23 protein-coding genes are annotated in these 24,495 nt (G+C 46.5%); 14 read left to right on the top strand and 9 right to left on the bottom strand.

Translation table 11 applies throughout. The features are described 5' to 3' along the window. The first annotated feature begins 421 nt into the window (after nt 1-421). Nucleotides 422-2,569: a ComEC/Rec2 family competence protein gene (locus KD145_RS18355; RefSeq protein WP_212000584.1), complete on the top strand. Its 2,148-nt coding sequence runs from the start codon at nt 422-424 to the stop codon at nt 2,567-2,569. Here KD145_RS18355 and KD145_RS18350 read toward each other — a convergent pair. Continuing rightward, the gene (locus KD145_RS18350; protein ID WP_212000582.1) at nt 2,566-3,435 is read right to left on the bottom strand and encodes a hypothetical protein; all 870 of its coding nucleotides are present in this window, start codon (nt 3,433-3,435) and stop codon (nt 2,566-2,568) included. The two genes, KD145_RS18355 and KD145_RS18350, sit on opposite strands and share 4 nt — an antisense overlap. A 202-nt stretch (nt 3,436-3,637) precedes the next feature. Between KD145_RS18350 and purH the strand changes: the two genes are divergently transcribed. The 3 genes from purH to KD145_RS18335 all read left to right on the top strand — a co-directional run bounded on the left by purH (nt 3,638) and on the right by KD145_RS18335 (nt 6,978). Further along, a complete protein-coding gene (purH, locus tag KD145_RS18345) occupies nt 3,638-5,152 on the top strand; it encodes a bifunctional phosphoribosylaminoimidazolecarboxamide formyltransferase/IMP cyclohydrolase (RefSeq protein WP_212000580.1) in 1,515 nt (504 codons plus the stop codon). A 151-nt stretch (nt 5,153-5,303) separates the two neighbouring features. Beyond that, a complete protein-coding gene (locus KD145_RS18340) occupies nt 5,304-5,864 on the top strand; it encodes an RNA polymerase sigma factor (protein ID WP_249219433.1) in 561 nt (186 codons plus the stop codon). Continuing rightward, nucleotides 5,857-6,978: an energy transducer TonB gene (locus KD145_RS18335; protein WP_212000572.1), complete on the top strand. Its 1,122-nt coding sequence runs from the start codon at nt 5,857-5,859 to the stop codon at nt 6,976-6,978. Before KD145_RS18340 ends, KD145_RS18335 begins: the two co-directional genes overlap by 8 nt. Here the strand turns inward: KD145_RS18335 and KD145_RS18330 are convergent. The 6 genes from KD145_RS18330 to mutY form a co-directional block, all read right to left on the bottom strand. Continuing rightward, nucleotides 6,975-8,351: a LutB/LldF family L-lactate oxidation iron-sulfur protein gene (locus KD145_RS18330; RefSeq protein WP_212000571.1), complete on the bottom strand. Its 1,377-nt coding sequence runs from the start codon at nt 8,349-8,351 to the stop codon at nt 6,975-6,977. The two genes, KD145_RS18335 and KD145_RS18330, sit on opposite strands and share 4 nt — an antisense overlap. An 89-nt stretch (nt 8,352-8,440) precedes the next feature. Beyond that, nucleotides 8,441-9,037: a DUF3109 family protein gene (locus KD145_RS18325; RefSeq protein WP_249219432.1), complete on the bottom strand. Its 597-nt coding sequence runs from the start codon at nt 9,035-9,037 to the stop codon at nt 8,441-8,443. Between the two features lie 45 nt (nt 9,038-9,082). Further along, nucleotides 9,083-9,685: a hypothetical protein gene (locus KD145_RS18320; protein WP_212000569.1), complete on the bottom strand. Its 603-nt coding sequence runs from the start codon at nt 9,683-9,685 to the stop codon at nt 9,083-9,085. Nucleotides 9,686-9,712: 27 nt separating this feature from the next. Further along, complete coding sequence (gene gldE / locus KD145_RS18315; RefSeq protein WP_212000567.1) at nt 9,713-11,023, bottom strand: gliding motility-associated protein GldE; 1,311 nt, start codon at nt 11,021-11,023, stop codon at nt 9,713-9,715. Nucleotides 11,024-11,190: 167 nt separating this feature from the next. After that, complete coding sequence (locus KD145_RS18310; protein WP_113616271.1) at nt 11,191-11,652, bottom strand: single-stranded DNA-binding protein; 462 nt, start codon at nt 11,650-11,652, stop codon at nt 11,191-11,193. A 198-nt stretch (nt 11,653-11,850) separates the two neighbouring features. Then, the gene (gene mutY, locus KD145_RS18305) at nt 11,851-12,924 is read right to left on the bottom strand and encodes an A/G-specific adenine glycosylase (RefSeq protein WP_212000564.1); all 1,074 of its coding nucleotides are present in this window, start codon (nt 12,922-12,924) and stop codon (nt 11,851-11,853) included. A gap of 219 nt (nt 12,925-13,143) precedes the next feature. On the opposite strand from mutY, the gene KD145_RS18300 reads away from it, so the two are divergent. The 4 genes from KD145_RS18300 to KD145_RS18285 all read left to right on the top strand — a co-directional run bounded on the left by KD145_RS18300 (nt 13,144) and on the right by KD145_RS18285 (nt 18,171). Continuing rightward, the gene (locus KD145_RS18300; protein WP_073084475.1) at nt 13,144-13,431 is read left to right on the top strand and encodes an HU family DNA-binding protein; all 288 of its coding nucleotides are present in this window, start codon (nt 13,144-13,146) and stop codon (nt 13,429-13,431) included. Nucleotides 13,432-13,455: 24 nt separating this feature from the next. Then, entirely contained in the window at nt 13,456-14,298 is an 843-nt protein-coding gene (locus tag KD145_RS18295; protein WP_212000562.1) for a M48 family metallopeptidase, read from the top strand. 456 nt (nt 14,299-14,754) lie between these two features. Next, nucleotides 14,755-16,305, top strand: a complete 1,551-nt coding sequence (locus KD145_RS18290; RefSeq protein WP_212000560.1) for an Rne/Rng family ribonuclease — start codon at nt 14,755-14,757, stop codon at nt 16,303-16,305. 192 nt (nt 16,306-16,497) lie between these two features. Further along, a complete protein-coding gene (locus tag KD145_RS18285) occupies nt 16,498-18,171 on the top strand; it encodes a murein L,D-transpeptidase (protein WP_212000559.1) in 1,674 nt (557 codons plus the stop codon). A 64-nt stretch (nt 18,172-18,235) separates the two neighbouring features. On the opposite strand, the gene KD145_RS18280 is transcribed toward KD145_RS18285, so the two are convergent. Further along, nucleotides 18,236-18,619, bottom strand: a complete 384-nt coding sequence (locus tag KD145_RS18280; RefSeq protein WP_212000557.1) for a RidA family protein — start codon at nt 18,617-18,619, stop codon at nt 18,236-18,238. A 298-nt stretch (nt 18,620-18,917) separates the two neighbouring features. On the opposite strand from KD145_RS18280, the gene KD145_RS18275 reads away from it, so the two are divergent. The 6 genes from KD145_RS18275 (at nt 18,918) to KD145_RS18250 (ending at nt 23,517) form a co-directional block, all read left to right on the top strand. Further along, a complete protein-coding gene (locus tag KD145_RS18275) occupies nt 18,918-19,580 on the top strand; it encodes a 3-hydroxyacyl-CoA dehydrogenase family protein (RefSeq protein ID WP_212000556.1) in 663 nt (220 codons plus the stop codon). A gap of 7 nt (nt 19,581-19,587) precedes the next feature. Next, the gene (gene tsaB, locus KD145_RS18270; protein WP_212000555.1) at nt 19,588-20,265 is read left to right on the top strand and encodes a tRNA (adenosine(37)-N6)-threonylcarbamoyltransferase complex dimerization subunit type 1 TsaB; all 678 of its coding nucleotides are present in this window, start codon (nt 19,588-19,590) and stop codon (nt 20,263-20,265) included. 214 nt (nt 20,266-20,479) lie between these two features. Beyond that, the gene (locus KD145_RS18265; RefSeq protein WP_073084462.1) at nt 20,480-20,839 is read left to right on the top strand and encodes a helix-turn-helix transcriptional regulator; all 360 of its coding nucleotides are present in this window, start codon (nt 20,480-20,482) and stop codon (nt 20,837-20,839) included. Between the two features lie 136 nt (nt 20,840-20,975). After that, on the top strand, nt 20,976-22,379 hold the full coding sequence (locus KD145_RS18260; RefSeq protein WP_212000554.1) for a rhodanese-like domain-containing protein: 1,404 nt from the start codon (nt 20,976-20,978) through the stop codon (nt 22,377-22,379). Between the two features lie 258 nt (nt 22,380-22,637). Further along, nucleotides 22,638-23,126: a BON domain-containing protein gene (locus KD145_RS18255; protein ID WP_212000552.1), complete on the top strand. Its 489-nt coding sequence runs from the start codon at nt 22,638-22,640 to the stop codon at nt 23,124-23,126. A 19-nt stretch (nt 23,127-23,145) separates the two neighbouring features. Next, a complete protein-coding gene (locus KD145_RS18250; protein WP_212000550.1) occupies nt 23,146-23,517 on the top strand; it encodes a LysM peptidoglycan-binding domain-containing protein in 372 nt (123 codons plus the stop codon). A 55-nt stretch (nt 23,518-23,572) separates the two neighbouring features. Here KD145_RS18250 and KD145_RS18245 read toward each other — a convergent pair whose 3' ends face one another. Further along, nucleotides 23,573-24,445 carry a lysophospholipid acyltransferase family protein gene (locus KD145_RS18245; protein WP_212000548.1) on the bottom strand — a complete coding sequence of 291 codons (873 nt, stop codon included), beginning with the start codon at nt 24,443-24,445 and terminating at the stop codon, nt 23,573-23,575. Between the last annotated feature and the right edge of the window lie 50 nt (nt 24,446-24,495).

Here is a 24,495-nt window from a genome sequence, read left to right as displayed (position 1 = left end):
AAAGCGAAAGCCCGTCAGTTCTATACTGACGGGCTTTTTGCTTATATTGTTTTAGTTTGGAATTGCTCTAAAATAACAGAGCCTGATAAAGATCAGGCTCCTTCTTTTCCCTCAAAATAACCATTAAAGACACGACTATTGAATCTTGATACGACACAAATAGCGTGACCGGTAATGCATTTTACAAATAATATTATATTTAAAGAAGATGTTAACTAATCAATAACAGATTTGGAAAGTTAAAATATTGAAATGATTGATTTTTAATATATTAAATAAGTTGAATTTTTAGCACATAATTTACGTTAACACGTCCTGAAGCAGAAGTTACCAAGCTATCATACATTTTTCGTATATGCTGTTTTTGCGTTTTTGAGACGGTTTAATTCCTACATTTAAGACTGCAAAAAATGTTAACCCCATGCAGTTTGAATCCCCCATGTTTGTGGCGTACTGGAAACGTGCGCCCTTTCTACGTTTGACGGTCCCTTTGCTGGCCGGTATTTTCATACAGCTGAATTTACAGCTTTCCGCATTATCCCTGTATATACTTATCCTGACCGCATTTGGGGTGGTATGGGGCTTGAGCCGGTTGCCACTGGCTTATCGCTATCGTTATTCATGGGCTGGTGGGTTGCTTATTTTTATCATGATCCTCTGCAGCGGGGCGCTGTTGCTGGTTTGTGCCGACATTCGAGGACAAGACGGGTACTTTTCTGCACCCGAAAATGAGGGAAATTTCCTGCTGGCAAAGGTAGAAGAACCTCTGCAGGAGAAGGTCCGCACGCGCAAAACCGTCCTGAGTATTGAGGGGGTATACACACATGGTAAGTTGAAACCTGTAAAAGGGCATTTACTGGCCTATTTTAGCAGGGACACCGCTTCGGTGGGATTGGTGTACGGAGCACGGTTATTGTTGGCTAAAAAGCCTGTTATAATCAAAAACAACGGCAATCCCGGTGCGTTCGATTACCGGCAGTATTGTGCGGCACAGCAGATCTATCACCAGGTATATCTGCGTGCCGGAGACTATCACCAGCTGCAACAGCCTCCGGTCCGGGATCTGACCGCCTGGCTGCTGAAGGCAAGAGATTTTTGTCTGCATAGCCTGAAAACAAATATCGGAGAAGGGCCTGAAGCCGGTATGGCAGAAGCGCTGCTCATCGGCTACCGCCAGGACCTCGACAAAGACATGGTCAACAGCTACAGCAATACCGGTATTGTACATGTCATCGCTATCTCCGGCATGCACCTGGCACTGCTATACGGTACCCTGTTATGGCTGTTGCGCTGGCTGCCTGCCAGCACCCTCGCCAATGGGGTGAAAGCCCTGGTTATTTTAAGCGTATTATGGGGATTCGCCCTGCTGACAGGGGCTTCGGCATCTGTATTAAGAGCAGCCGTTATGTTCTCCGGTATTACAATCGGACAACTGTTACTGAACCGGCGTGCCAGCACCTACAACACCCTGGCTGCTTCGGCTTTTGTATTGTTGTGCTATAAGCCCTGGCTGGCTGTGGACGCAGGTTTTCAGCTCTCTTACCTGGCGGTGCTGAGTATCCTGTTGTTTTATACGCCCCTGTCTGAACTGCTGCAGTTCAGGTGGAGATGGGCCACACTGCTGTGGCAAACGACCGCGTTGTCAATAGCTGCACAGATACTCACTTTGCCGGTATCCATTTACTATTTTCATCAGTTCCCCTGTTATTTTCTACCAGCCAATCTGCTGGCTGTTCCGCTGTCTACTGTAGTGATTTATGGAGAAGTATTATTACTGCTGATGACGCCTTGTGTTATGCTCGCAGAATGGACAGGACTGGCTATCCGGCTGGTAATCCGGTGGATGAATGCCGGGGTGGAATGGTTGGGAGAACTACCTTACGCCGTCATCGGAGACCTGCAGCTAAGCCTCCTGCAAACCGGCTGCTTTTACGCCCTGCTGGCGGGTCTCGCGGTATGGTGGTTGCAGAAGTTCCGCACCGGACTATGGGTGGCGCTGGTCTGCGGTTGGGCCATGGTGGCTGACAAAGCAGTCCGTCAACTGCTAACGCTGCAACGGCAGCAACTGATCATCTATAACGTGCCCGCCTATACGGCGATCGACTGTATTGGAGAGGGTAAGGTACAGTTTATAGGCAGCGACAGTCTCTGGCAGATGCCTGCCGCTACACAGTTACGTTCAGCAAGAACAATGTTGGGTGTGACTCCCGGAATGGTCAGCAACTGCCGGCAGCACGGCCGCTATCTGCACTTTGGCCACAAACGGTTGCTGATCATCGACAGTGCACTGCCGGTTTCTTATTACAGGAAGGGGAGTAAAACAACCAGCATCGGGGATAGTGCACTGCCAGCAGCCCATCCCAGTGGAATTAAAATAAATTATCTGTTGCTCAACCACAACTCGCCGCTAAACATCCGGCAGCTACGGGAGTACTTCCGCTGTGATACCGTCATCTTTGGTGCTGCCTGTTCGTCCGGCCGTATCCGGCGCTGGACGCAGGAATGCCGGGAGTTAAAACAGCCCTGTTACAGTATTCCGGATGAAGGAGCCTGCATGATCAGCTTTTAAGGCTGCTGTTGTTGCCGGAGCTTATCTTCCAGTTCATTGATTTTCTTCTTCATTTCAATCATATGAAGGGTCATTTCCTCCATTTTCTCCAGCAGTCTGCGGTTCATCTCTCCCAGATCAAGGCCGTTGGTAGCAACTTCCCCGGCAGTGGGCATTTGAGGCAGATGTTTGTGGGTACGGATATATTCTTCCGTGGCTTCCAGAGACATCAGCGGATAGTTATTTTCAAAAACATAGTCGGGCCATGGGTTGACGCTTGTCACTTTTACCTTACGGGCACTGAGCAGGCCTTCTACAGCCAGTTTGGCGGAACCGGGATTGGTAGTGCCAATACCTACATTGGTTTCGGTCCAGAGGCTGTTCCCAGGCAACACTATCTGGCCGGGAAACTTGTTCTGATAGGTAAGGCGTGTTTTCTGTGTGGCAGTTGGGCTAATGGCTTCGTCTGCAACTGTCCATCCCTGATAGTTGGCAGCGTAATCGGCCTGTCCTTTGGCGAAAGCTCTTACGGCAAAACGCTGGTAATACTCACGGCTGTCCATAAAGATTACCACCTTCCCGCCCTCGTTGGCGAGGTACATGGGGGGAGTAAAGGAGCCGAAGGAGGCTACATTGTAGCGCATAAACACATCTCCATAAATGTAAAAATTGATGACCAGCCCAATCGTTTCGCCGGTCCCGAAATTATAGCCTTCAATAATGATGGTGGGCATGTGATTGCCATTCACAAAGCCCAGATTAGTCTTGATTTTGGTGCCATAAGTAGCAGTCTGGGTGGTGTGGTAGGTAACAATGTCCGGATAACTTTGTCCTTTTGCTGACAACAGAATGATGGTACAGCACAGAAGGGATAACAATAACTTCATAGGTTTAATGCTGATTTTGATAGGTGAAAAAAATAAAAACCAAATTAATGGTTTTCCCACCCTGTCTGGCTTTACGGGTACTTTAATTTTATGTCTCGACAAGCAGGCAATGGAAAAATGAGACTTACGTGTTAACTTCGCGCAGCTTTTCGGTTCCGCACCAGGGAGCCTATGTTATTAAAATTTCTAATGTTTTCCATCCATGCAAAAGCAAATTAAATCAGCGCTGATCTCCGTTTTCTATAAAGATAACCTGGAGAACATTGTAAAAAAGTTAGGTGAACAAGGTGTGACCATCTATTCTACCGGTGGTACACAAAAATTTATTGAGGAGCAGGGCGTAAAGTGTGTGGCAGTAGAAGATCTGACAGCTTATCCTTCTATTCTGGGTGGCCGTGTGAAAACACTGCATCCTAAAGTATTTGGTGGTATCCTGGCCCGTCGCGAAAATCCGCAGGACCTGGAACAGCTGAAACAATACGAGATCCCGGAAATAGACCTGGTGATCGTAGACCTGTATCCTTTCGAAGAAACCGTAAAGAGTACAACAGAAGAGCAGGCGATCATTGAGAAGATAGACATAGGCGGTGTTTCCCTGATTCGTGCTGCAGGCAAAAATTTCAAAGACGTAGTGATCGTTGCCTCCAAAGACCAGTATGCTGACCTCGAAAAGGTGCTGACTGAAAACAATGGCGCTACGACTATCCAGGACCGCAGAAACTTCGCTGCTAAAGCATTTGAAGTATGTGCCAACTACGATGTGGCCATCTCTCAGTATTTCCTGAACAACGAGCCCGGTGATTATTTCCAGGTGTCTGCTCCGCAGGGACAAGTGAACCGTTACGGTGAAAACCCTCACCAGCGCGGTGTTTACTACGGTAACCTGAATGAGATCTTTAACAAGCTGCATGGCAAGGAACTGTCTTTCAACAACCTCGTGGACGTAGATGCTGCCTGCCAGCTGATCCAGGAGTTTACCGAAACAACCTTCGCCGTAATCAAACATACCAACGTATGCGGCATCGCTTCCCGTCCTACGCTGAAAGAAGCCTGGGATGCAGCGCTGGCCGGCGATAAGGAAAGTGCTTTTGGTGGTGTGCTGGTGTCCAACAAAACCATCGATAAAACAACAGCCGAAGCCATCAACGAAATTTTCTTTGAAATACTGATTGCTCCCGGATTTGAAGCAGAAGCCCTCACTGTACTGCAAGCCAAGAAAAACCGTATCCTGCTGGAGCAGAAACAGCCCGTAAGCAGCAAATACATGTTTAAAAATGTACTGAACGGCGTGCTGCTGCAGGATGGTGACAACGGTAACTACAAAGAATGGAATGATGTAGGGGCTCACGCAGCCACAGCAGAGCAGAAATCTGACCTGGAGTTTGCCAATATTGTGTGCAAACACCTGAAATCCAACGCGATTGCGCTGGTGAAAAACAAACAGCTGATTGGTAAAGGCTGTGGTCAGACCTCCCGTATCGATGCACTCCGTCATGCTATTGAAAAAGCAGGCCAGTTCAGCTTCGACCTGAAAGGCGCGGTGATGGCTTCCGATGCCTTCTTCCCATTCGATGACTGTGTACGTATTGCTCACGAACAGGGTATCAATGCGGTGATTCAGCCGGGTGGTTCTGTTCGCGACAACGATTCAGTTGAATTCTGCAAACAGCATGATATGGTGATGGTAATGACCGGTATGCGTCACTTCCGCCACTAATCTTCTTAAAGCAAATACACTACATATTACAGAGAGCGGAGATCACCGGAAGGTGATGCTCCGCTTTTTTGTAATCAGCAGCATAAAAAAAACTGGCGCCTTTGCCTGAAAATCCATAGTATTGTTGTCCATGGCCTTTATTCAGCATAATATGATGCGGGAAACCGCTGACTCAGATCTGATCCGGGAGTATAAAACTTCCGGCAATCTGGAGTTACTGGCTGCCCTGTACCAGCGTTATATGAACCTGGTGTATGGGGTATGTCTGCAGTATTTTGATGAAGAAGGCAGCAAAGACGCTGTGATGCAGATCTTTGAGGACCTGATCGGCAAGCTGAAGCAGCATGAAGTGCAGAACTTCAAAAGCTGGCTGCATGTGCTGGCCAGAAATCATTGCCTGATGAAGATCCGGGCCATGAAAAACAAGGAGTCTATGCAGGTGACCATTGAAGATGATTCGCCGCTTATGGAAAACGGAGAATTGGCGCATCATGACGGTGAAGTCACGCTGGAAGACAACCTCCAGACTATGGAAAAATGTCTGGAAACCTTGCCGGAAGAGCAAAAGCGCAGTGTAAACCTGTTTTACCTGAAAGAAAAAAGCTACCGCGAGGTGTCTGTCATCACCGGATATGACCTGAATAAGGTGAAGAGTTATATCCAGAACGGAAAACGTAACCTTAAAATTTGTATGGAGCAACAACATGCCTGACAAGGACGCACATAACAAGCCCAACGTAAGCGCCGAGCTAATCCGCCAGTACCTGGCCGGAGAGCTGAATGACAAGGCCATGCACGACCTGGAACGCCAGGCGCTGGATGACCCGTTCCTGGCGGACGCACTGGAAGGTTATACCCTGCACAACCCTGACCAGCAAGTTCATCAGGATGAACTGATGGCCCGTTTGGCCGATCGGGTAGCGCCGCGCAAAACAGTGGTCCGGCCAATGTATACCCGTTGGGCAGCCGCTGCGGCTATTTTGTTGCTGTTATTTACCGGAGGCTGGTTCCTGTTCCACGAACAGCACCGGAAAGTAACTGAAGTATCCATTGCCCAGGCAGATATAACCAAACAGGAAACACCTGTTGCTCCTTCTGCTGTACCGGCGCCTGCCGCCGCACCTGCAGTAGGTATAACAGAAAAGGCCGCCGATAAAAAAGAAGGATATGTGCGGCAGCGTACCGCACCTGCCACCATTCAGGCTGAAATAGCTGCACCTGCAGCAGATGTAACAGCCCGTGATGATAAACAGGTAACTAAAGCTGCAGAAGAGAAAACGTTAAAACGGGAGCCTGTGCTGATGCTTAAAAAGGCAGCTCCGGCTGAAGGGGCGTTACTGGCTGCCAGCCCTGCCATGGCACCTCCGCCGGCAGCTGAGGCGGCGAAGAGCGATGGACATATGTTTGACAAAGCCTCCAGAGAAGACAGTCAGCGAATGAGCAATGCATATGCGGGTAACTATGCGGTATCTGAAGCTGTACAGGGAAAAACCCCTGGAGTAGCTGTGATGTCTAAAAGAGGAGCCCGCATTCAAATGCCTTATGATACACTCCCTGCACCGGTTATAGGCCGTATCGCTTATCAACAGTATCTGCAAAACCATACCATCAACCCGGAGAATAAGTTTGACGGAGTGGTCACACTCACTTTTACCGTAATGCCTGATAGTACATTACATGAGATTACAGTAGTCAAAAGCCTGAATGCTGCCTGCGATGCAGAAGCAATCCGGGTGGTGAAGGAAGGGCCGGCATGGAAGCCAGCATCAGATGGAAAACCTGCCAGGGTTACACTGGAGGTGATATTTAAAGTGAAAGCGGATTAACCTTTTCGTTCTTTCCACAGCTGATTGAAAGACTTGGCGGCAAATACCGGCAGCTCTCTGTTGTCTCCCCAGCTTTTAGCAAAAAACTTACGCAACAGGAAATTCTTCATTTTACCACTGGCCATGTTCATCATCTTACGGCTGGTACAGCCCTGTTTCCATGCAAACCAGGCAAATTTTTCCCCGCCGGAAGTATGATTTTCTTCTACGGCCTTTTGTCTGTTATGGAGCAACAGCTCATGCAGATTGATTCGCACCGGACATACTTCTGTACAGTTGCCGCAGAGAGAAGAGGCAAAGCTAAGGTGCACGTAGTTGTCCATCCCTTTCAGGTGAGGAGTGATGACAGAGCCGATAGGGCCGCTGTAGGTAGTGGCGTAACTGTGGCCGCCAATATTTTTATATACGGGGCAGGCGTTGAGGCAGGAGCCGCAACGGATGCAGTAAAGGCTTTCACGGGCGCTGGTGTCTTTCAGGATATTGGTCCGGCCGTTGTCCATCAGGATCACATACATTTCTTCCGGGCCATCGATTTCTCCTTCCTGGCGAGGGCCGCTGAAGATAGAGTTGTAGGCGGTCACTTTCTGTCCGGTGCCGTAGGTGGCCAGCAGTGGCCAGAAGAGGGCCAGATCAGCCACAGAAGGCAATACCTTTTCGATGCCTACCAGTACAATATGTGTTTTAGGAAAAGCAGTGCTGAGGCGGGCATTACCTTCATTCTCGGTAACCGCTACAGAGCCGGTATCTGCGATGATGAAGTTGGCACCGGTGATGCCTATTTCTGCTTCCAGGTATTTTTGTCTTAATTTTTCCCGGGCCACGAGCGTGAGCTGTTCGGGAGTAAGGTCAGGTGCGGTACCTAGTTTTTCAGCAAAGAGCCGGGCCACATCTTCCTTGCTTTTATGCATGGCGGGTGTTACAATATGGTAGGGCGGTTCTCCGTCGAGTTGCTGTATATATTCACCCAGGTCCGTTTCTACGCATTCGATGTTGTGCTGCGCCAGGAAGTCGTTCAGATGTACTTCTTCGGTGGCCATGGACTTACTTTTGACGATGCTTTTGCATTGTTTGGCCTGACAGATGGCGAGGATTTCCTGTTGCACCTGTTCGGCTGTTTCGGCCCAGATAACTTTCCCGCCACGTTTGGTGAAGTTCATCTCAAACTCTTCGAGGTGGTTGTCGAGATGTTCGATCGCCCTCCACTTGATATTCTTGGCTCTTTCACGTGCTATGGCGAGATCGGCAAACTGTTGTTTACCGGCCTTCACAGCAGTATTATATTTTCCTATGTTGAAGTTGATCGTCTGGCGGTGACCAAGGTCTAACGCTTTTTTTTCACTCGCTTCGAGAAAAGAGGAGGCTGTTTGATGCATAAGCAAACGATAATTCCTTTATTAAAGATAGATCATTTGAAGTTGATTTTGATCTGGTTATCAACACTATCAAAATCAAAAAAAATGGATCAATACTTTTTGGTAGCAATTTTATCCAGTACTTCATAAAATTCCGTGCCGTATTTTCTGATGATAGCTTCTTTCAGAAAGCGGTACACAGGCACTTTCAGTGCTTTACCATTTTTGCAGGCAGGTTTGCATATATCCCAGCGGTCGTAATTAACCGCTTCAAACGATTCGTATTTGGTAATACGTATAGGATACAGATGGCAGGAGACGGGTTTTTTAAAATCGATTATGCCGTCGTTGTAAGCTTTTTCTATGCCGCAGCCCACGATGCCGTTGGCATCTACATTTGCATAGGCACAGATGCCATTGTTGACAATCGGTGTTACATATCCGTATTCTTTGTCGGTAGTGTTGGTGCCGGTACGTTCTATCTCTTCAATGCCTTCAGGGCGGAGATAGGATTTAATCTGCGGATATATTTTTTTCAGGGTCTTGGTTTCGGCTTTATCCAGCGGCGCGCCGCAGTCGCCGGCTACGCAGCAGGCACCTTTACAGGCAGACAGATTGCATACAAACTGCTCCTCAACTATTTCGTCACTAATGTATTTATCGTCAATGATGATCATCGGGTAATTGGTCTTTTGATGGCCAGACAAGGCCAGCACGCATTTTAAAGACCACAAAGTTACATGATTGCCGGCTTATCTCCAGCGGAGGGTTTCCACCAGATGCCACATATCTTTTTCGAGGAATTCATTGGCGGGTGCCAGGGAATCAGCCTGAGGGGGAGCATAGAAGTATAGCGCACCCCGCAGAAAATGCCGAACGGAGTCGGTAGCGAAAAACTGTTTGGCCGAAGCTGCGTTGCCGCCTACTTCATAGAAGGTGCCGGCCACATGGTTGGGGGTATGGATTTTATTTTCGTCTATATATTCCGCCTTGTAGGTGTGCTTATAAGTCATTTTAAAAGCATCATCCACCAGTTTCTGGAAGGTATTATTGTTTTCGCCGATGATTTTATAGCTCAGATATATTTTACCATTGAGGGTAGGGAAGTCGATGTTGATCCAGTAAGGGTTTTCCGGTTTTTCCCCGAAGAAGGCAGTGTCCTTTACCACATTGGCATACACCGGATATTCGAAAGTGTACGGATAACCGGGCACATCGAAGGTGCGATATTTTTTTTCGGGAAACTTCATGAGGAAGAACCCCCTTGGTTTGGGAGTGGGAGGTGTGTTACAGGCCACAGCGAGGAGGACTGTCAGCAGGGATAGGAGGATGCCCTTTCCTTTTAAGTATGGCATTGTTCGGATCTCATTTAGGAGGACGGACTAGGCTTCTGCGGAAGCATCCGGCCGGATGGTTACCTGTACTTTCTGGATGCGCATTTTGGTGACTTCCAGTACAGTAAAATCATAGTTGCTGTAATTGATAACGCTGTTTTCTTCAGGAAATTTTCCGGCGAGTTCGAGGATGAGGCCGCCGAGGGAGTCGCTTTCTCCTTTTACCGTCTCAAATGTTTCCGGTGGTGTGTTCATGATACGGCAAACGTCGTTAAGCATGGTTTTCCCTTCAAAAACGTAGGTGAAGTTGTCCAACTTGCTGTAGTTGAATTCCTCTTCATCAAATTCGTCTTTGATGTCTCCGATGACTTCTTCCATGATATCTTCGAGGGTCACGATACCGGAGGTGCCGCCAAATTCGTCGACTACCACGGCAAAGTGCATGCGTCTGCTCTGGAATTCTGAGAGCAGGTCTTCGATCAGTTTATGGCCGTGTACAAAGAAAGGCTGGCGCATGACTTCGTGCCAGTCGAATTTGTTGCCTTTATCAAGGTGCTGGAGCAGATCTTTGGTGTGGATAACGCCTACGATGCTGTCGAGGTTGCCTTTATAAACCGGCAGCCTGGAGTAGTGGAGGTCGGCCACATGTTTCACTACTTCATCGAAGGTGCTGTCATATTCGATGCCGTTTACGTCGAGGCGTCCGCGCATGATTTGTTTGACAGTGATATTGCCAAATTTGAGGATGCCTTTCAGGATGTTTTTTTCTTCCTGGGAGGCGGTAGGATCTACGCTCATTTCGATGGCTTCGTCAATTTCGTGGTAGTTGACCGGGCCGGCTCCGCGGTGGAACAGGCGCGCTTCAATGCTGCCACTGATGCTTACGAAGAAGTCGCTGACAGGCTCCAGCGTAGCGTGAATCAGGCTGACGAACCATGCGAAGTAAGTGGCGAAACGGATATTGTTCTGTGCGGCCCATACCCGGGGGAGTATCTGGCCGAAGAACAGCAATACGAGGCAGATGAAGGCAATGCGCACCACAAAGGAAACTACCGGCAGGGTCTGCAGGTCTTCCATCTGGGTGATCAGATAGTTGGTAATCATGATAAATGCAATCATGAGTAGGATGCCCGCTATCTGCAGGGAGGCGAGGAGTGATTTGGGCTTTTCCAGCAGTTTGGTGATGAGCTTGCCGGAGGTGTTCTGCCGTGTTTTGAGCACATTCAGGTCCTTGTAGTTCAAGGAAAAGAAGGCTACTTCTGCGCCTGAAACGATAAAGGTAAGCAGCAGTAATACAAAAATGACAAGTAAAAACACAACCATATTAGGTGCAGCAATAGGTGCATTTACTTGTAACAAACAGGATATGTTGCTTGCCGAGAGGATCTCCAAGATATTCAACTTTGATGTAATAAATCAAATTTAGGAAAGGTAATTCACATAACTACATTTCCACGCACGCAAATATAAGTAATGTCCCTTTATGGGATTACGTACTTACGGAAAGTTAATATTTTAACGGGCAACTAAAATGGCAGATCGTCTGCGGGCTCGTTCAACGAAGGGGGTATTTCCATGTTACCAGCGAAATTTTCTCCGGTTGAAGATCCTGTACTGCTATGGTGAGGTATGGGGTGATCAGTGCTATTGAGGTCCATGCGTTTATCCAGCATAACCAGGTTGTCTCCTACAACTTCAGTGGCAAATTTTTTATTGCCTTCCTTGTCTTCCCAGCTGCGGGTGCGTAAACGGCCTTCAATGTATACGAGACTGCCTTTGTGCAGGTATTTCTGTGCGAGTTCGGCCAATCCCCGCCAAAGCACTACGGTATGCCATTCTGTTTGCGAAATGAGTTTCCCTGCCCTGTCCTTAAAGGTTTCTGTGGTTGCCAGTGAAAATTTCGCTACCGCGATATTTCCTTCAAGAAACTGAACGTCCGGGTCTCTGCCTAAATTGCCTATCAGGATTACTTTGTTAACACCTCTCATAGTTGTAGGTTTTTTTAGTCTATTGTTAAAAGGTTCTGCTTTTATAAATAAACAACCTTCTTAAAGTTAATATTTTTTTCCAATCGACAGTGAAAAATTTCTTGCTGAGAGCGTGTTAAGCAATATTTGTTGCATGCATTATAACAACCTGTAATCTTACGAGTTAATATGTTTTAATTATTTTCAATATGTTTGTGATCAGAATAATTGCAGTCTTTTGCTATGCAGAAAATCGGTAATTGTTTTCGGGAAAGCGTAATTGTCCAGCTTTTTACGGGAAACGAGCAGATGTTCGGGTAAAGGGAGCGGCTGTTCGACTTCCAGAGTGAAAAAGCGGCTGTGTATGGTTTGGTGGGTGAGCTGCTGTTTGACTGGAGCTGAAACGTTTACAACCGTAAAGGGAACATTTTCAAACAGGTGCCGGAAAGTCTCCTGTTGCCGGAGTTCGTCGAGCTCTGCCGCCTCTGAAGTTTCTATCAGGATAAATTCGTGCAGATTTTGCCAGATATCTTTTTCGGTCCGTTTGCGGATATAGATATTGTCTTTCAGTTCCACCAGGAGATGGTTGAAATAACGTTTTTTGATCTGTAGTTTTTTGGATTTTACGGGGAGCACGTCTACGAGTTGCTGCTGCCTGGCCTGGCATTTTCTGTTAAGCGGGCAGGTACCACAGGCGGGCTGTTGCGGTTTGCAGACTACGGCGCCAAAGTCCATGATGCTTTGGTTGTAGGCGGCAGACTGGCTGGCCGGGAGCAGTTCCTGGGCTAGGTCGCCGAACTGTTTTTTGCCGGCGGTGGTGTCTATGGGTGTTTCGATGCCGAAGTAGCGGGAGAGTACGCGGTACACGTTGCCGTCCAGCACCGCGTAGGGGAGCTGAAAGCCGAAGGAGGCGATGGCGGCGGCGGTATAGGTGCCGATGCCTTTAAGGGCTTTGATCTGCTCGTATTCTCCGGGGAATTTGCCATTATAGGTAGTGGCTATTTCCCGGGCAGCGGCGAGCATGTTTTTACAGCGGGCGTAATAACCCAGCCCCTGCCAGAGGCGGAATACCTCTTCTTCCGGTGCTGCTGCGAGCTTTTTGGCGTTGGGGTAGTTTTTTATAAATTTCTCATAGTACGGCAATCCTTGTTCGACGCGGGTTTGCTGCAAAATGATTTCGGATAGCCATATACGATAGGGGTCCTTTTCGCCCTTCCAGGGCATGGTCCGGGTATTGCTGAGCTGGTTCCATTCCAATAGTTTTTCTGTAAAAAAAAGTCGGGAATCGGCCATTTATATATTATTTTAATAAAATTATTTAGTAAATTGATATGGTAAAAGCTGTCCAAAAACCCTATGAGGTACACCAGATACCCCTTTCCGGGCCTGCAAATAAATATAAATTATCATCAATAGAGTTATAAGAAAAAATGATAAAATTTATTTGCTTAAAATTCAGCAATTAAAATTTTTAAATTAACTTTGAGAGTAAAGTAATCCTCTCGCTTTCATATGAGAAAAGCTGATTTAATAAACAACATTGCTGAAAAAACCGGCATCCCCAAAGTAGATGTGTTAGTCACACTGGAGGCTATGTTTAAAGAGGTGAAAGAAGCCCTGGCCAACGGTGAGCACATTTATATCCGTGGGTTTGGCAGTTTTATCACCAAGAAAAGAGCCGCCAAGATTGGCCGTAACATCAAGAAGAACGTGGCTGTGGAGATCCCGGAGCATTTTATTCCGGCGTTCAAACCATCGAAAGAATTTGTTGCTGAGGTAAAGAAGCTTAAAAGTTCTTAGTTTTGCAGCCTAATAATTTAGGCGATGCGAAAGTCACAAGTTCTCCTGGTTGGTGCCGCTGTAGCACTATTGGTGGTTTTATATGCCTTTGGCCGAACTATCCCCCGGTCAGATAAGCAAGCTATGTCAACTGCCGCTCCTATGCAGGGCGGACAGGGTGTAGAGCCTATTGCCTTTTCCGAACTGCTGGAAACGGCTAAAGGGAAAATTCCTGCTGAAAAATTATTACAGATCAACACAATTGAAACCAACGTTATACGTGGCGATGTGAATGCCCAGCAAATAGCTGCGTACAAACAATTGTATAACACCTGGGACAGCCTGAACCAGCTGCCCGTAGCGGCTTATTATCTCGGACAGGCCGCTAAGTTGGAAAATTCCGAAAAAAGCCTCACCTTTGCAGCCAATTTGTTTCTGGCACACCTGCAACATGCTCAGGATCCAAGGATAGCAAAATGGGAAGCCGACCAGGCAACCACCCTGTTTGATCAGGCGATTCTGCTGAATCCGGCCAATGACACCCTGAAGATGTCGCAAGCTATGGTGTATATGAACACCGGCGAACCGATGAAAGGGGTGGCAAAGATGAAAGAGGTGGTCGCCAAAAATCCTGACAACATCGACGCACAGGTTACATTGGCTAACCTGGCCATTAGATCAGGCCAGTTCGATAAAGCTATCGAAAGACTGGAAGGCGTTATGCAGAAACATCCGGATGATGCCAAAGTACTGTTTGTACTGGCAGAATCCTACAGAAGCAAAGGGAACACTAAAAAAGCACTGGAATTGTTTGAAAAAAGCAAACAGGCTATGAAAGACCCGGAGCTGAAAAAAGAAGTTGATAATTATATCAAAGATATCCGATAATATTTATTTTTTCCATCATTTAAAACGTTTAAGCGTATGCCTTGCGGTAAGAAAAGAAAAAGACATAAAATTGCCACTCACAAGCGTAAAAAAAGACTGAGAAAGAACCGGCATAAAAGTAAGAAGAAATAATTACTCCAGTTTCCCGCCATTTATACTAACCAGGTATTTTCCCGGCGCGGTGGTCGGATAAAAAATTTTCATATATCCTGCATGATTCTGGCATTTAATCTTAAATTGCCTGAGTCATGCAGGTGTTTCCATAGATCCCCGCATACCAGATTCTCCGGAACATTGCCTGCAGTGATCGCTGAACCCTTAAGCAATCCATCATCACATAGGTGAAGAATATGCTAACTTTATAGTGAGCTATTGTTTGGTATGCAGTAAGCTGTTCTTACATAGCTGTGTGCATAGCATAAAAGGTGAAGTTTTAAAGGTTAAAATTTTGGACGCTTGAATAAGGAACTTATTATAAATGCGGCTCCCACAGGAGTGGAAATTGCGTTACTGGAAGATAAAAAGTTAGTTGAACTGCACCACGAAAGCGGTAACCCTAACTTCGCAGTAGGCGATTTATACCTGGGCAAGGTAAAAAAGCTGATACCCGGCTTAAATGCTGCATTTGTGGACGTAGGCTTCGAGAAGGATGCCTTTTTACATTATACGGATCTCAGCCCCTATATCCGTTCCATTCTTAAATTTACTGCAACTGCCATCAGCGATAAAACCCCTGAAGGATTTGATTTCACTAAGTTTAAAAATGAACCGGAAATAGTAAAGACCGGTAAAATTACAGACGTACTGGGCGGTAAACCCAATATCCTCGTACAGATTCTGAAAGAACCCATTTCCTCCAAAGGCCCACGCCTGAGCTGCGAAATCTCTCTTCCCGGAAGATTCATCGTGTTAACACCCTTTAACGATATTGTTGCCGTTTCCAAAAAAATCCATTCTTCCGAAGAAAGAAAAAGACTGCAGAAAATCGTGGAAGCGATCAAACCGCCTAACTTCGGCGTGATCGTTAGAACCGCTGCGGAAGGAAAGAAAACCGCAGAGCTGCACGAAGACCTGACCACCCTCGTTCAAACCTGGAAAAATATCCAGTCCAACCTGAACGGTGCCCAGGCCCCGCAGAAAATACTGAGTGAACAAACAAAAACCACCAGTATCCTCCGCGATCTGCTGAATGAAAGCTTTAACCGGATCGTGATCAACGATAAAAATATCTACACGGATACCAAAACTTATATCCAGAAGATCGCACCGGAAAAACAGGATATTGTTAACTACTATAACAACGGCTCTCCTATCTTCGATAACTTCGGCATCACCCGCCAGGTAAAGGCTTCCTTCGGGAAAACCGTCAACCTCGACAGCGGTGTTTACCTCATTATTGAAGCTACCGAAGCATTACATGTCATAGATGTCAACAGTGGCTATAAAAGCTCCAGCAACAACCAGGAACAGAACGCTCTTGCCTCCAACCTGGAAGCCGCCGCCGAAATAGCCCGCCAGCTGCGCCTGCGCGACCTCGGAGGTATCATCATCATCGATTTTATCGATATGAAACTGCCGGAAAACAAAAAGACCGTATTTGAAGCTATGGAGAAATTCATGGCACAGGACAGGGCGAAACATACCATCCTGCCCATCTCCAAATTCGGCCTGATGCAGATCACCCGCCAGCGCGTAAAACCGGAAATCACCATCTCCGTAGCCGAAGATTGTCCTACCTGCAAAGGAACCGGCAAAATCGGCGCATCCATGCTTATACTGGAAGATATCGAGAAAAATCTGCAGTACCTCCTGAACCACCAACACAAAGGTCTTACCATCCGGATACATCCGATCCTGTACGCGTATCTGACCAAAGGCTTCCTGACATCCAAACAATGGAAATGGTATTTCCAATACAAAAAATGGATCAAACTGAAAGCTGACTCCAACTATCATCTTACTGAATATCGCTTCTTCGACGCTAATGATGAAGAGATTAAATTATAATTAAGTATCTGTGGGCAGATACACCACGAATCAACTTCGTCCGTGATCTCCCCACAGGTCCTTATCTCCCCCCAAACAATGTGTCTCCCATAATTCTATATATTTCATACATTTATGTGGTAAAACAGTGCTGATCCCATACTGTTTACCTGTCATGTTTTGTTCAGTAATCTAATCACATCCATTACATTTATGACCGTACGTTTTTACACCGCCTTCTCTTTATTGACCCTGATTATTTTTGCCGCCTGCCAACAAAATGGAGGTTTGCGTAAAAAGCTGAGAATAAGAGATACTACGCATTACACTAAAGAAGAGTATATTGAAGCATCTCTGGACAGTAACATCCTGAATAAATTTCTCGCCTCCAATACCACCTACGATGCGTATGATGCCTACATCCGTAACTTCTATCAGAAGAGGGACTATCACTACGCCTGGGTCAATAAGGACTCTCTGACAGAACAGGCCGCCAACTTCATCAACATGATGAAAAACGATGCTGCTGACGGCATCAAAGACAGCAGCCTGATGAACCCTGAACTGCAGCGGATCACCGATTCACTCCTCGTAGGAGAAGCAGGTCTGAAAGTCAGCGATACCGCTCGCTCAAGGATTGAAATATTGCTGACAGCACAGTTCTTTGCCTACGGCAACAAAGTATGGGGCGGCTTCACCGCAGATTCTGCAAAAGACCTGGAATGGTTTATCCCCCGCAAAAAAATTGATATGGAGAGTCTGCTGGACTCTGTCGTGCGCAAAAAATCCAACGCCTTCGAAGAAGATGAGCCGGTAAACAGACAGTATAAACTGCTGCGTAACGCGCTGAAAAAACTGGCCGGCCTTGAAGCCTCCGCCAAATGGGACTCCATCCACATCGCAAAAAATACCTTCAAAAAAGGTGATTCTGCCCACGTCATCGCCACCATCAAAGGAAGACTGGAAGCACTGGGTGACCTTGCCGTAAAAGACAGCAGCCAGCGTTTTACGCCGGAACTGGACAGCGCTGTCAGGTCATTCCAGGAACGCATGGGCCTGAAAGTAGATGGTATCATCAAACAATCTACCGTAGATGCCCTCAACACACCACTACAACAGCGTATCCGCCAGATACTGGTGAATATGGAGCGCTCCCGCTGGGTTCCGCTGGAACCCACTACCGACTATATTCTGGTAAACATACCGGCCTTTACGATGTATGTGTACGACAAAGGAAAACTGGACTGGAGCTGTAATGTAGTGGTAGGAAAACCCGGCGCCAATTCCGTAATATTCAGCAAAGAGCTGCGTTATGTTGTGTTTAGTCCGTATTGGAATGTACCTCCGGGTATCCTGGTAAAAGAAGTGTTGCCGGGCCTTAAACGCAGTGGAGCAGGCTATCTGGCCCGTCAGAATATGGAGATTGTTGGTTCCAGTGGTAAGGTGATTCCTCCCGGTTCCATCAACTTCAGTAAATATTCCGGTGGTAACTTCCCTTATATTGTAAGACAGCGCCCGGGTGGTAAAAACTCATTGGGTAAAGTAAAATTCCTGTTCCCGAACGAATATAATATTTACCTGCATGATACACCGGCCCGTTATCTTTTCGGGGAAAACAAACGTTCTTTCAGTCACGGTTGTATCAGGATAGCAGAACCCAAACACCTCGCCGAATGGCTGTTACGCAGCGACTCCTCCTGGACAGACCAGAAGATCGATGACGCCATGAACGCCGGCAAGGAAAAATTTGTAACGATAAAAGATAAGGTACCGGTATTCATCGTGTATTTCACCTCCTTCGTGGACAGCAAAGGAAGACTGAATTTCCGTGACGACGTGTATGGTCACGATGCAAGACTGGCAACGACTTTATTCAGCAAACTATAACTGTGATGGATATGATAAAACTGATTCTCCTGATGCCTAATCAGGAGAATCAGTTTTTATCATACTAACCAGCGATTGCTATTACAGAGATCTCCACATTCACTCCTCTTGGTAAAGCGGCCACCTGCACGGTTTCGCGGGCAGGGTAGTTGCCACTGAAATAACTTCCGTATACTTCATTCACTTTAGGGAAATCATTCATGTCGGTGAGGAAGATAGTGGCTTTCACTACCGCATCGAAGGACAGACCGGCTTCTTTCAGGATGGCCTGCAGGTTTTTCATGACCAGATGGGCTTCATCCACGATGCCTGATTTTACCAGTTCTCCGGTAACAGGGTCCAGTGGTACCTGGCCGGACACATAGAGGGTATTACCAGCTTTTACAGCCTGGTTATAAGGCCCGATAGGAGCGGGCGCCTGATTGGTATTGATGATTTGCTTTTCCATAAAACGAAAATAAGCAATTCGCTATTAGTGTCCCAGGGCTGAAGCCCTGGGCTATGATAGATATGATGAGACGGTGGTTTTGGAACATCGTTGGGAGAATTTTATTTGAGACTTTATAAGGGAGATGGGCCAGGAATAAGGATTTGAATATGTTCGGAAGGATTTTTGTCCGAGCGTTTCAGCTAATGGAAAGCATAAACAAGTAGATCCGACCTGTTCTTATACAACAGCTGCACAACAATTTAGCCCAGGGCTTCAGCCCTGGGGATTTTTTCTTAGGTTTGCTGAAATTTAACGCATGAATATCCTCGTAATAGCAGATGCGCAGCGGTATGACGAGTTGAGGCAAAGGGATTTTTCCAGGCATCAGGTACAATGGAAGACCAATCTGGAGGATGTTTTGTCGGTGAAAGCGTTTGATCTGGTGATAGATCTCCTTTTTGATGACCGGCCGGAGCATGCAGCGGTGTACGCCAAAAATCCAGGTGTGCCGGTGTTGGCGGGTATGGTAAAGACTTCCTTATCGGAGGTGATGAACCAATATGCATTTGAGCAGGGCTTCAATATAATGGGCTGTAATTTTCTGCCGGGGTTTATCAGTTTGCCGATGCTGGAGGTAACGTTGATGGATGATGGTCAGCAGCAGGTGCTGGATGATATCATGTATCAGCTCAACTGGGAATGTACGCTGGTAGCGGATACTACGGGGATGGTGACACCAAGGGTGGTATGTATGATCATCAATGAGGCTTATCTGACGGCAGAGGAAGGTACTGCTTCCCGCGATGATATTGATACCTCTATGCGGTTGGGTACCAATTATCCGTTTGGACCTTTTGAATGGTGTGAGCGAATAGGTGTGAAACATGTGTATGAAGTGCTGAAGGCAGTGCACGATGTTACTGGTGATGACCGGTATGAGGTGGCGGCCTTACTACAAACAGAATACGAGGCGATATAACAATATTATGGCATTAATACTTAGCATAGATACTGCTACAACGACAGGTTCGGTTAGTCTTGCCCGTGATGGGAAAACATTGCAGACATTAGTCAATGAGCAGCAGCAGGACCATGCGGCAGCTATTGTATTGTATGTGCAGCAGATTTTCCGTGAGCAGGGTGTTACAGCCGACGACCTGGATGCGATTGCAGTGAGTGCGGGTCCGGGTTCGTATACGGGTCTGCGTGTGGGAGTAGCTACTGCCAAAGGGTTGTGTTATGCCTGGAACAAGCCGCTGCTGGCTGTTTCCACGCTGCAGATGATGGCACAGGGTGCCCTTGATGCAGTGAAGGATACGACTGCCTGGTATTGTCCTATGCTGGATGCACGCCGGCAGGAAGTATTTACTGCTATTTATGATGCCTCCCTGCAGCCTGTTATGGAGCCGCAGGCGCTTGTGCTGGAGCCGGCTTCCTTTGATGCCTGGCTGGCGCAGAAAAAGATTTATTTTTTTGGTAACGGTAGCCCTAAATGGGCCACCATGTTGCCTTCCGTCGATAATGCCGAGTTTATTCCCTATGAAATGAGTGCCGCAGATATGGCACCGCTCGCTGAACAGTTATTCCACCAAAAATCCTTCGCAGATCTGGCGTATTTCAGCCCTTTTTACCTCAAAGGCTTTTATTTCCCCCAAAAACACTAACACGTTCGTTTTATTTGTCATAGAAATGTCAAATTACATCTAATTTGCACATATCTCCAGGTTATATATGATAAAATAAGGTATGGAAATTTTTTTTATTGTGATAGATATTATATTTTTGTATAAATCGATAACCGCATTTGTTGTCTAACTGTTTTGCGATTACTGTCCGTTGATCCCTTTCATTTCATCATTTTTTAAAAACTATTATGCGATGGAAAAAACATTATTAACTACCTCTTCTAATACTCTTATTATTTCTAGAGGTAACAATGAAAAAGACCAGATCAAATTGGATTACATTGCCGTAAAAAAGGCCGCTATGGTTTTGCGTGCTATCAACCATAAGTTGCGCCAGCAGATGATCAAACTGCTGGAAGATCATAAAAAAATGACTGTGACAGAGATATATGTGAAATTGCGTCTGGAACAATCGGTAGCATCGCAGCATCTGGCTATATTAAGGCGGGCTGGTATTGTAATTACAGAAAGAGATGGTAAGTTTATCCACTACACCATCAACAAACAGCGTATTGCTGAGGTGGCAAAATTTGTGGAAGAACTTGTTGGTTAATTAATTTAACCATTTTAAATACGGAATTGAATTATTAAAAAAAGTAGCCGCAAGGCTACTTTTTTATTTTCATATAGATTTTATCCATAGGTGCACGGGGTGATTTATTTGTAAATTTGTGAAAATCAAAAAACCAATGTTCGTTAAACAATTGTACACCAACTGCCTGTCAGAAGCCGCCTACTTTATAGAATCCGGAGGAGTGGCCGTAGTGATAGACCCGTTAAGAGATATTGACGTATACGTAGACCTCGCCCGGGAGCGCAATGCAACGATTAAATATATTTTTGAGACTCATTTCCACGCAGATTTTGTGTCGGGCCACCTCGAACTGGCCAAGGCTACCGGCGCACAGATTGTATTCGGACCGGATGCAGAAACCGGTTTTGATGCCTATGTAGCCAAAGACAACGAAGAATTTGCCATCGGTGACATTACCATCAAAGTATTACACACACCCGGCCATACACTGGAATCTACCTGCTACCTGCTGATCGATGAAAACAAAGCGCCTTATGCTGTTTTCACCGGCGATACATTATTTGTGGGGGATGTAGGCCGTCCGGACCTGTTCAGCGGTAACCTCACCAAAGAAGAGCTGGCTGCTCATCTGTTTGATTCACTCAACAACAGGATCAAAACACTGCCGGATAATGTAATCGTATATCCTGCACATGGTCCTGGTTCTGCCTGTGGTAAAAACCTGGGCCCGAATACCTACAGCACCATTGGTGAAGAAAAAAATACCAACTATGCCTTACTGGCTACCGATAAAGCACAATTCATCAGTGAAGTAACCAGCGGTCTTACTACACCGCCATCCTACTTCCCGATCAATGCAAAAATCAACAAAGAAGGTTATGATGCCCTGCAGGCTGTAATGGCGAAGGCTATGCAACCGCTCACACCTGCTGCTCTTAAAGCAAAAGGCGATGCCGGTGTGCTGATCCTGGACACCCGTCCTGCTGCTGAATTCGGCAACGGTTTTGTACCTGGCTCCATCAGCATCGGACTCGAAGGCCGTTTCGCAGAATGGGCTGGCAGTCTGTTGCCTTTCGATCAGGAAATCATCCTGGTGACCACACCGGGTAAAGAAGAAGAAACCGTAGTGAGAATGGCTCGTGTAGGCTTCGAAAACGTGAACGGTTACCTGGAAGGTGGTTATCCCGCCTGGGAAGCTGCCGGTGAGGAAAAAGACATGATCATCACCGTTGAAGCAGACGAACTGGCCATGGATATGCCACACGACGAAAACCTGGTAGTGGTGGATGTCCGTAAACCGGCTGAATATGCTAATGGGCACATTAAAGGCGCCATCAACCTGTCTCTCGGTGATATGATGGACCCGCTCAACCTGACAGACCTGGACGAACACCTGAATCTGTATGTACATTGCCAGGGCGGCTACCGTAGTATCATCGCCTGCTCTATCCTCAAAAGGGAAGGCATCCACAACCTGCGTAATGTAGACGGTGGTTTCGCTAAAATGAAAGATGAAAAAGGCCTGGAAGTAGTGCAGGAAAAAAATGTACTGAACTAATCCATCCGACCATAAAATTTTATAGCCATCAGCGATAAATGTGCTGATGGCTTTTTTAATATAATCAATATATTATATATGTACCGCTGCGGTCTGATTTCCCCCAAATCCTTTATTAGGGCTGTTTTCTCCACAATGTGCTTTTCCCATTTAGGAAAAAATGTGCTCTTTTTTTGATTGATTAACAATAAGTTAAACAAGAAAAAATTTTCTATTAGCATGTTATTTGTTATCTTCTGGGAATTAAAACATGTAACCATGAATAGAAAATCCTTAACACTCGCCCTTTTAATGTTGATGGGCGTATTCTTCTTTGCCTGTAAACCTTCAGACTCCAAGATCCAAAAGGCAGTTAATGAAAAACTGAGTACTATTCCGGGTATTACTGCGGAAGTGAAAGGTGGCGTGGTGACGCTCAGCGGTGAAGTAACCGATGATGCTGCCAAAGCTGCTGCCGAAGAAGCTTTAAAAGGTGTTGCTGGTGTGAAAACTGTTACCAACAACATCATGGTGAAAGCACCAGAGCAAGCCCCAGCTGCACCCGTGACCATCAACCCCGACGATGTGTTAAAGAAAACCCTTGACTCTGCCTATGCTGCAGCCGGATTCTCCACTGTGACCGTTGCTGTTGCCAATGGCGAAGTAACGCTGAATGGCGAAGCCAAAAAGAGCGACCTGCGCAAAATCATACAGACTGCACAGGAATCAAAACCCAAGAAAGTTAACAACAACCTTAAATTGAAATAACCCTTTAAAAATTATTGTCATGAGCTTACAGGATAAGTACCAGGAACTGATCAGCCAGGCCAACAGCGCCGGCGTCAACAATTTACAGGTTAGAGAGCAGGACGGTGTACTGTATATCGATGGAGAAGCAACAGCTCAGGTGAAAGACCAACTGTGGAGCACCTACGAAAAACTGGACCCCGAGATGCGCTCCGCCGATGTTGTGATGAACATCTCCGTAACTGATGGTGGCGGAGAGCAGGTGTATGAAGTAAAATCCGGTGATAGTCTGAGTAAGATAGCCAAGAACTATCCAGGTGTGTCATGGAAAGATATTTATGAGGCCAATAAAGATCAGATCAAAGATCCAAATATGATCTATCCCGGACAGAAACTGAAAATTCCAGGATAAGCTTAGAGGTTACTATAACGAGAAAGGCCGGAGCATCGTGCTCCGGCCTTTCTCGTTATATCGCTGTCTGCTGGCCCGGATAGGTGTGTTTCCATCTTCTGTGGCTCCATACCCAGACTTCAGGTTGCTCGTGAATATTTTTTTCCAGGAAACGAACGAATGTTTCGGTGATCTTGCCAACGGGCTCCTGTTGCGGATCTTCAAACATCAATTGAAGCTTGGCTTGATAATAGCCACGTTTGGTTTTCCGGATGTCCACAAAAACAACGGGAATATCATTTCTTCTGGCGGCCATTTCAGGACCTTTATAGAAGGGTGTCATTTTATTGAGGAAAGGGTACCAGAGGCAGCTGCGTGGATTGCCCGGGTTCTGATCAGCTACCAGGGCAATGAGATACTGTTTTTCCATCCAGGGCTTCATGCTGTTGGCCATATCGTTGGCCGGTATGAGGATGGTGCCAAACTTTTCGCGGAAGTGCCGGAACATACGATCAGCGGGTCTGCTGCTGAGGGGCATGTACACTACCAGAAAAGGAAATTGTACACCCTGCATACAGAACAGGTTGGCCCATTCCCAGTTGAAATTATGACCCAGGTGAAGCTGACAGCTTTTGCCTTCTGCATAGAGCTTATGTAAAACAGAGAGGTCGCAGGTGAAGCGTTCCTGCAGCTGTTGTTTGCTCATGGTCAGCAGCTTGATGGTTTCCACCATCATATCAGTCAGATTACGATAATATTTTTTAGCGAGCCTGCGGATTTCTTCCGGTGATTTTTCCGGAAAAGCCTGCTTCATGTTGTCCAGCACCACCTTTTTACGATAACCGAATACATAATACACCAGCACATACAGGATGTCACTGATGAGATAAAGTACCGGAAACGGTAATATGGAAAGGCCGTAGCAAAAAGCAAGCAGTAGATAATACATATTCCTGTCTGATGTTGAATGCCCCGCAAAGGTAGTGAAAACCAATGGTT

It is taken from the genome of Chitinophaga sp. HK235 (assembly GCF_018255755.1).
Taxonomy (GTDB): Bacteria; Bacteroidota; Bacteroidia; order Chitinophagales; family Chitinophagaceae; genus Chitinophaga.
The sequence above is the reverse complement of the archived record's forward strand: the minus strand, read 5'-3'. Positions and strand labels throughout refer to the sequence as shown.

Coding starts and splice junctions, on each gene's coding strand:
- KD145_RS18350 (WP_212000582.1), bottom strand. CDS start 3,435: ATGAAGTTATTGTTATCCCTTCTGTGCTGTACCATCATTCTGTTGTCA.
- KD145_RS18300 (WP_073084475.1), top strand. CDS start 13,144: ATGAGAAAAGCTGATTTAATAAACAACATTGCTGAAAAAACCGGCATC.
- KD145_RS18355 (WP_212000584.1), top strand. CDS start 422: ATGCAGTTTGAATCCCCCATGTTTGTGGCGTACTGGAAACGTGCGCCC.
- mutY (WP_212000564.1), bottom strand. CDS start 12,924: ATGGCCGATTCCCGACTTTTTTTTACAGAAAAACTATTGGAATGGAAC.
- KD145_RS18310 (WP_113616271.1), bottom strand. CDS start 11,652: ATGAGAGGTGTTAACAAAGTAATCCTGATAGGCAATTTAGGCAGAGAC.
- KD145_RS18295 (WP_212000562.1), top strand. CDS start 13,456: ATGCGAAAGTCACAAGTTCTCCTGGTTGGTGCCGCTGTAGCACTATTG.
- tsaB (WP_212000555.1), top strand. CDS start 19,588: ATGGCATTAATACTTAGCATAGATACTGCTACAACGACAGGTTCGGTT.
- KD145_RS18330 (WP_212000571.1), bottom strand. CDS start 8,351: ATGCATCAAACAGCCTCCTCTTTTCTCGAAGCGAGTGAAAAAAAAGCG.
- KD145_RS18265 (WP_073084462.1), top strand. CDS start 20,480: ATGGAAAAAACATTATTAACTACCTCTTCTAATACTCTTATTATTTCT.
- KD145_RS18250 (WP_212000550.1), top strand. CDS start 23,146: ATGAGCTTACAGGATAAGTACCAGGAACTGATCAGCCAGGCCAACAGC.
- KD145_RS18320 (WP_212000569.1), bottom strand. CDS start 9,685: ATGCCATACTTAAAAGGAAAGGGCATCCTCCTATCCCTGCTGACAGTC.
- KD145_RS18275 (WP_212000556.1), top strand. CDS start 18,918: ATGAATATCCTCGTAATAGCAGATGCGCAGCGGTATGACGAGTTGAGG.
- KD145_RS18285 (WP_212000559.1), top strand. CDS start 16,498: ATGACCGTACGTTTTTACACCGCCTTCTCTTTATTGACCCTGATTATT.
- KD145_RS18335 (WP_212000572.1), top strand. CDS start 5,857: ATGCCTGACAAGGACGCACATAACAAGCCCAACGTAAGCGCCGAGCTA.
- KD145_RS18260 (WP_212000554.1), top strand. CDS start 20,976: ATGTTCGTTAAACAATTGTACACCAACTGCCTGTCAGAAGCCGCCTAC.
- KD145_RS18280 (WP_212000557.1), bottom strand. CDS start 18,619: ATGGAAAAGCAAATCATCAATACCAATCAGGCGCCCGCTCCTATCGGG.
- purH (WP_212000580.1), top strand. CDS start 3,638: ATGCAAAAGCAAATTAAATCAGCGCTGATCTCCGTTTTCTATAAAGAT.
- KD145_RS18340 (WP_249219433.1), top strand. CDS start 5,304: ATGATGCGGGAAACCGCTGACTCAGATCTGATCCGGGAGTATAAAACT.
- KD145_RS18255 (WP_212000552.1), top strand. CDS start 22,638: ATGAATAGAAAATCCTTAACACTCGCCCTTTTAATGTTGATGGGCGTA.
- KD145_RS18245 (WP_212000548.1), bottom strand. CDS start 24,445: ATGTATTATCTACTGCTTGCTTTTTGCTACGGCCTTTCCATATTACCG.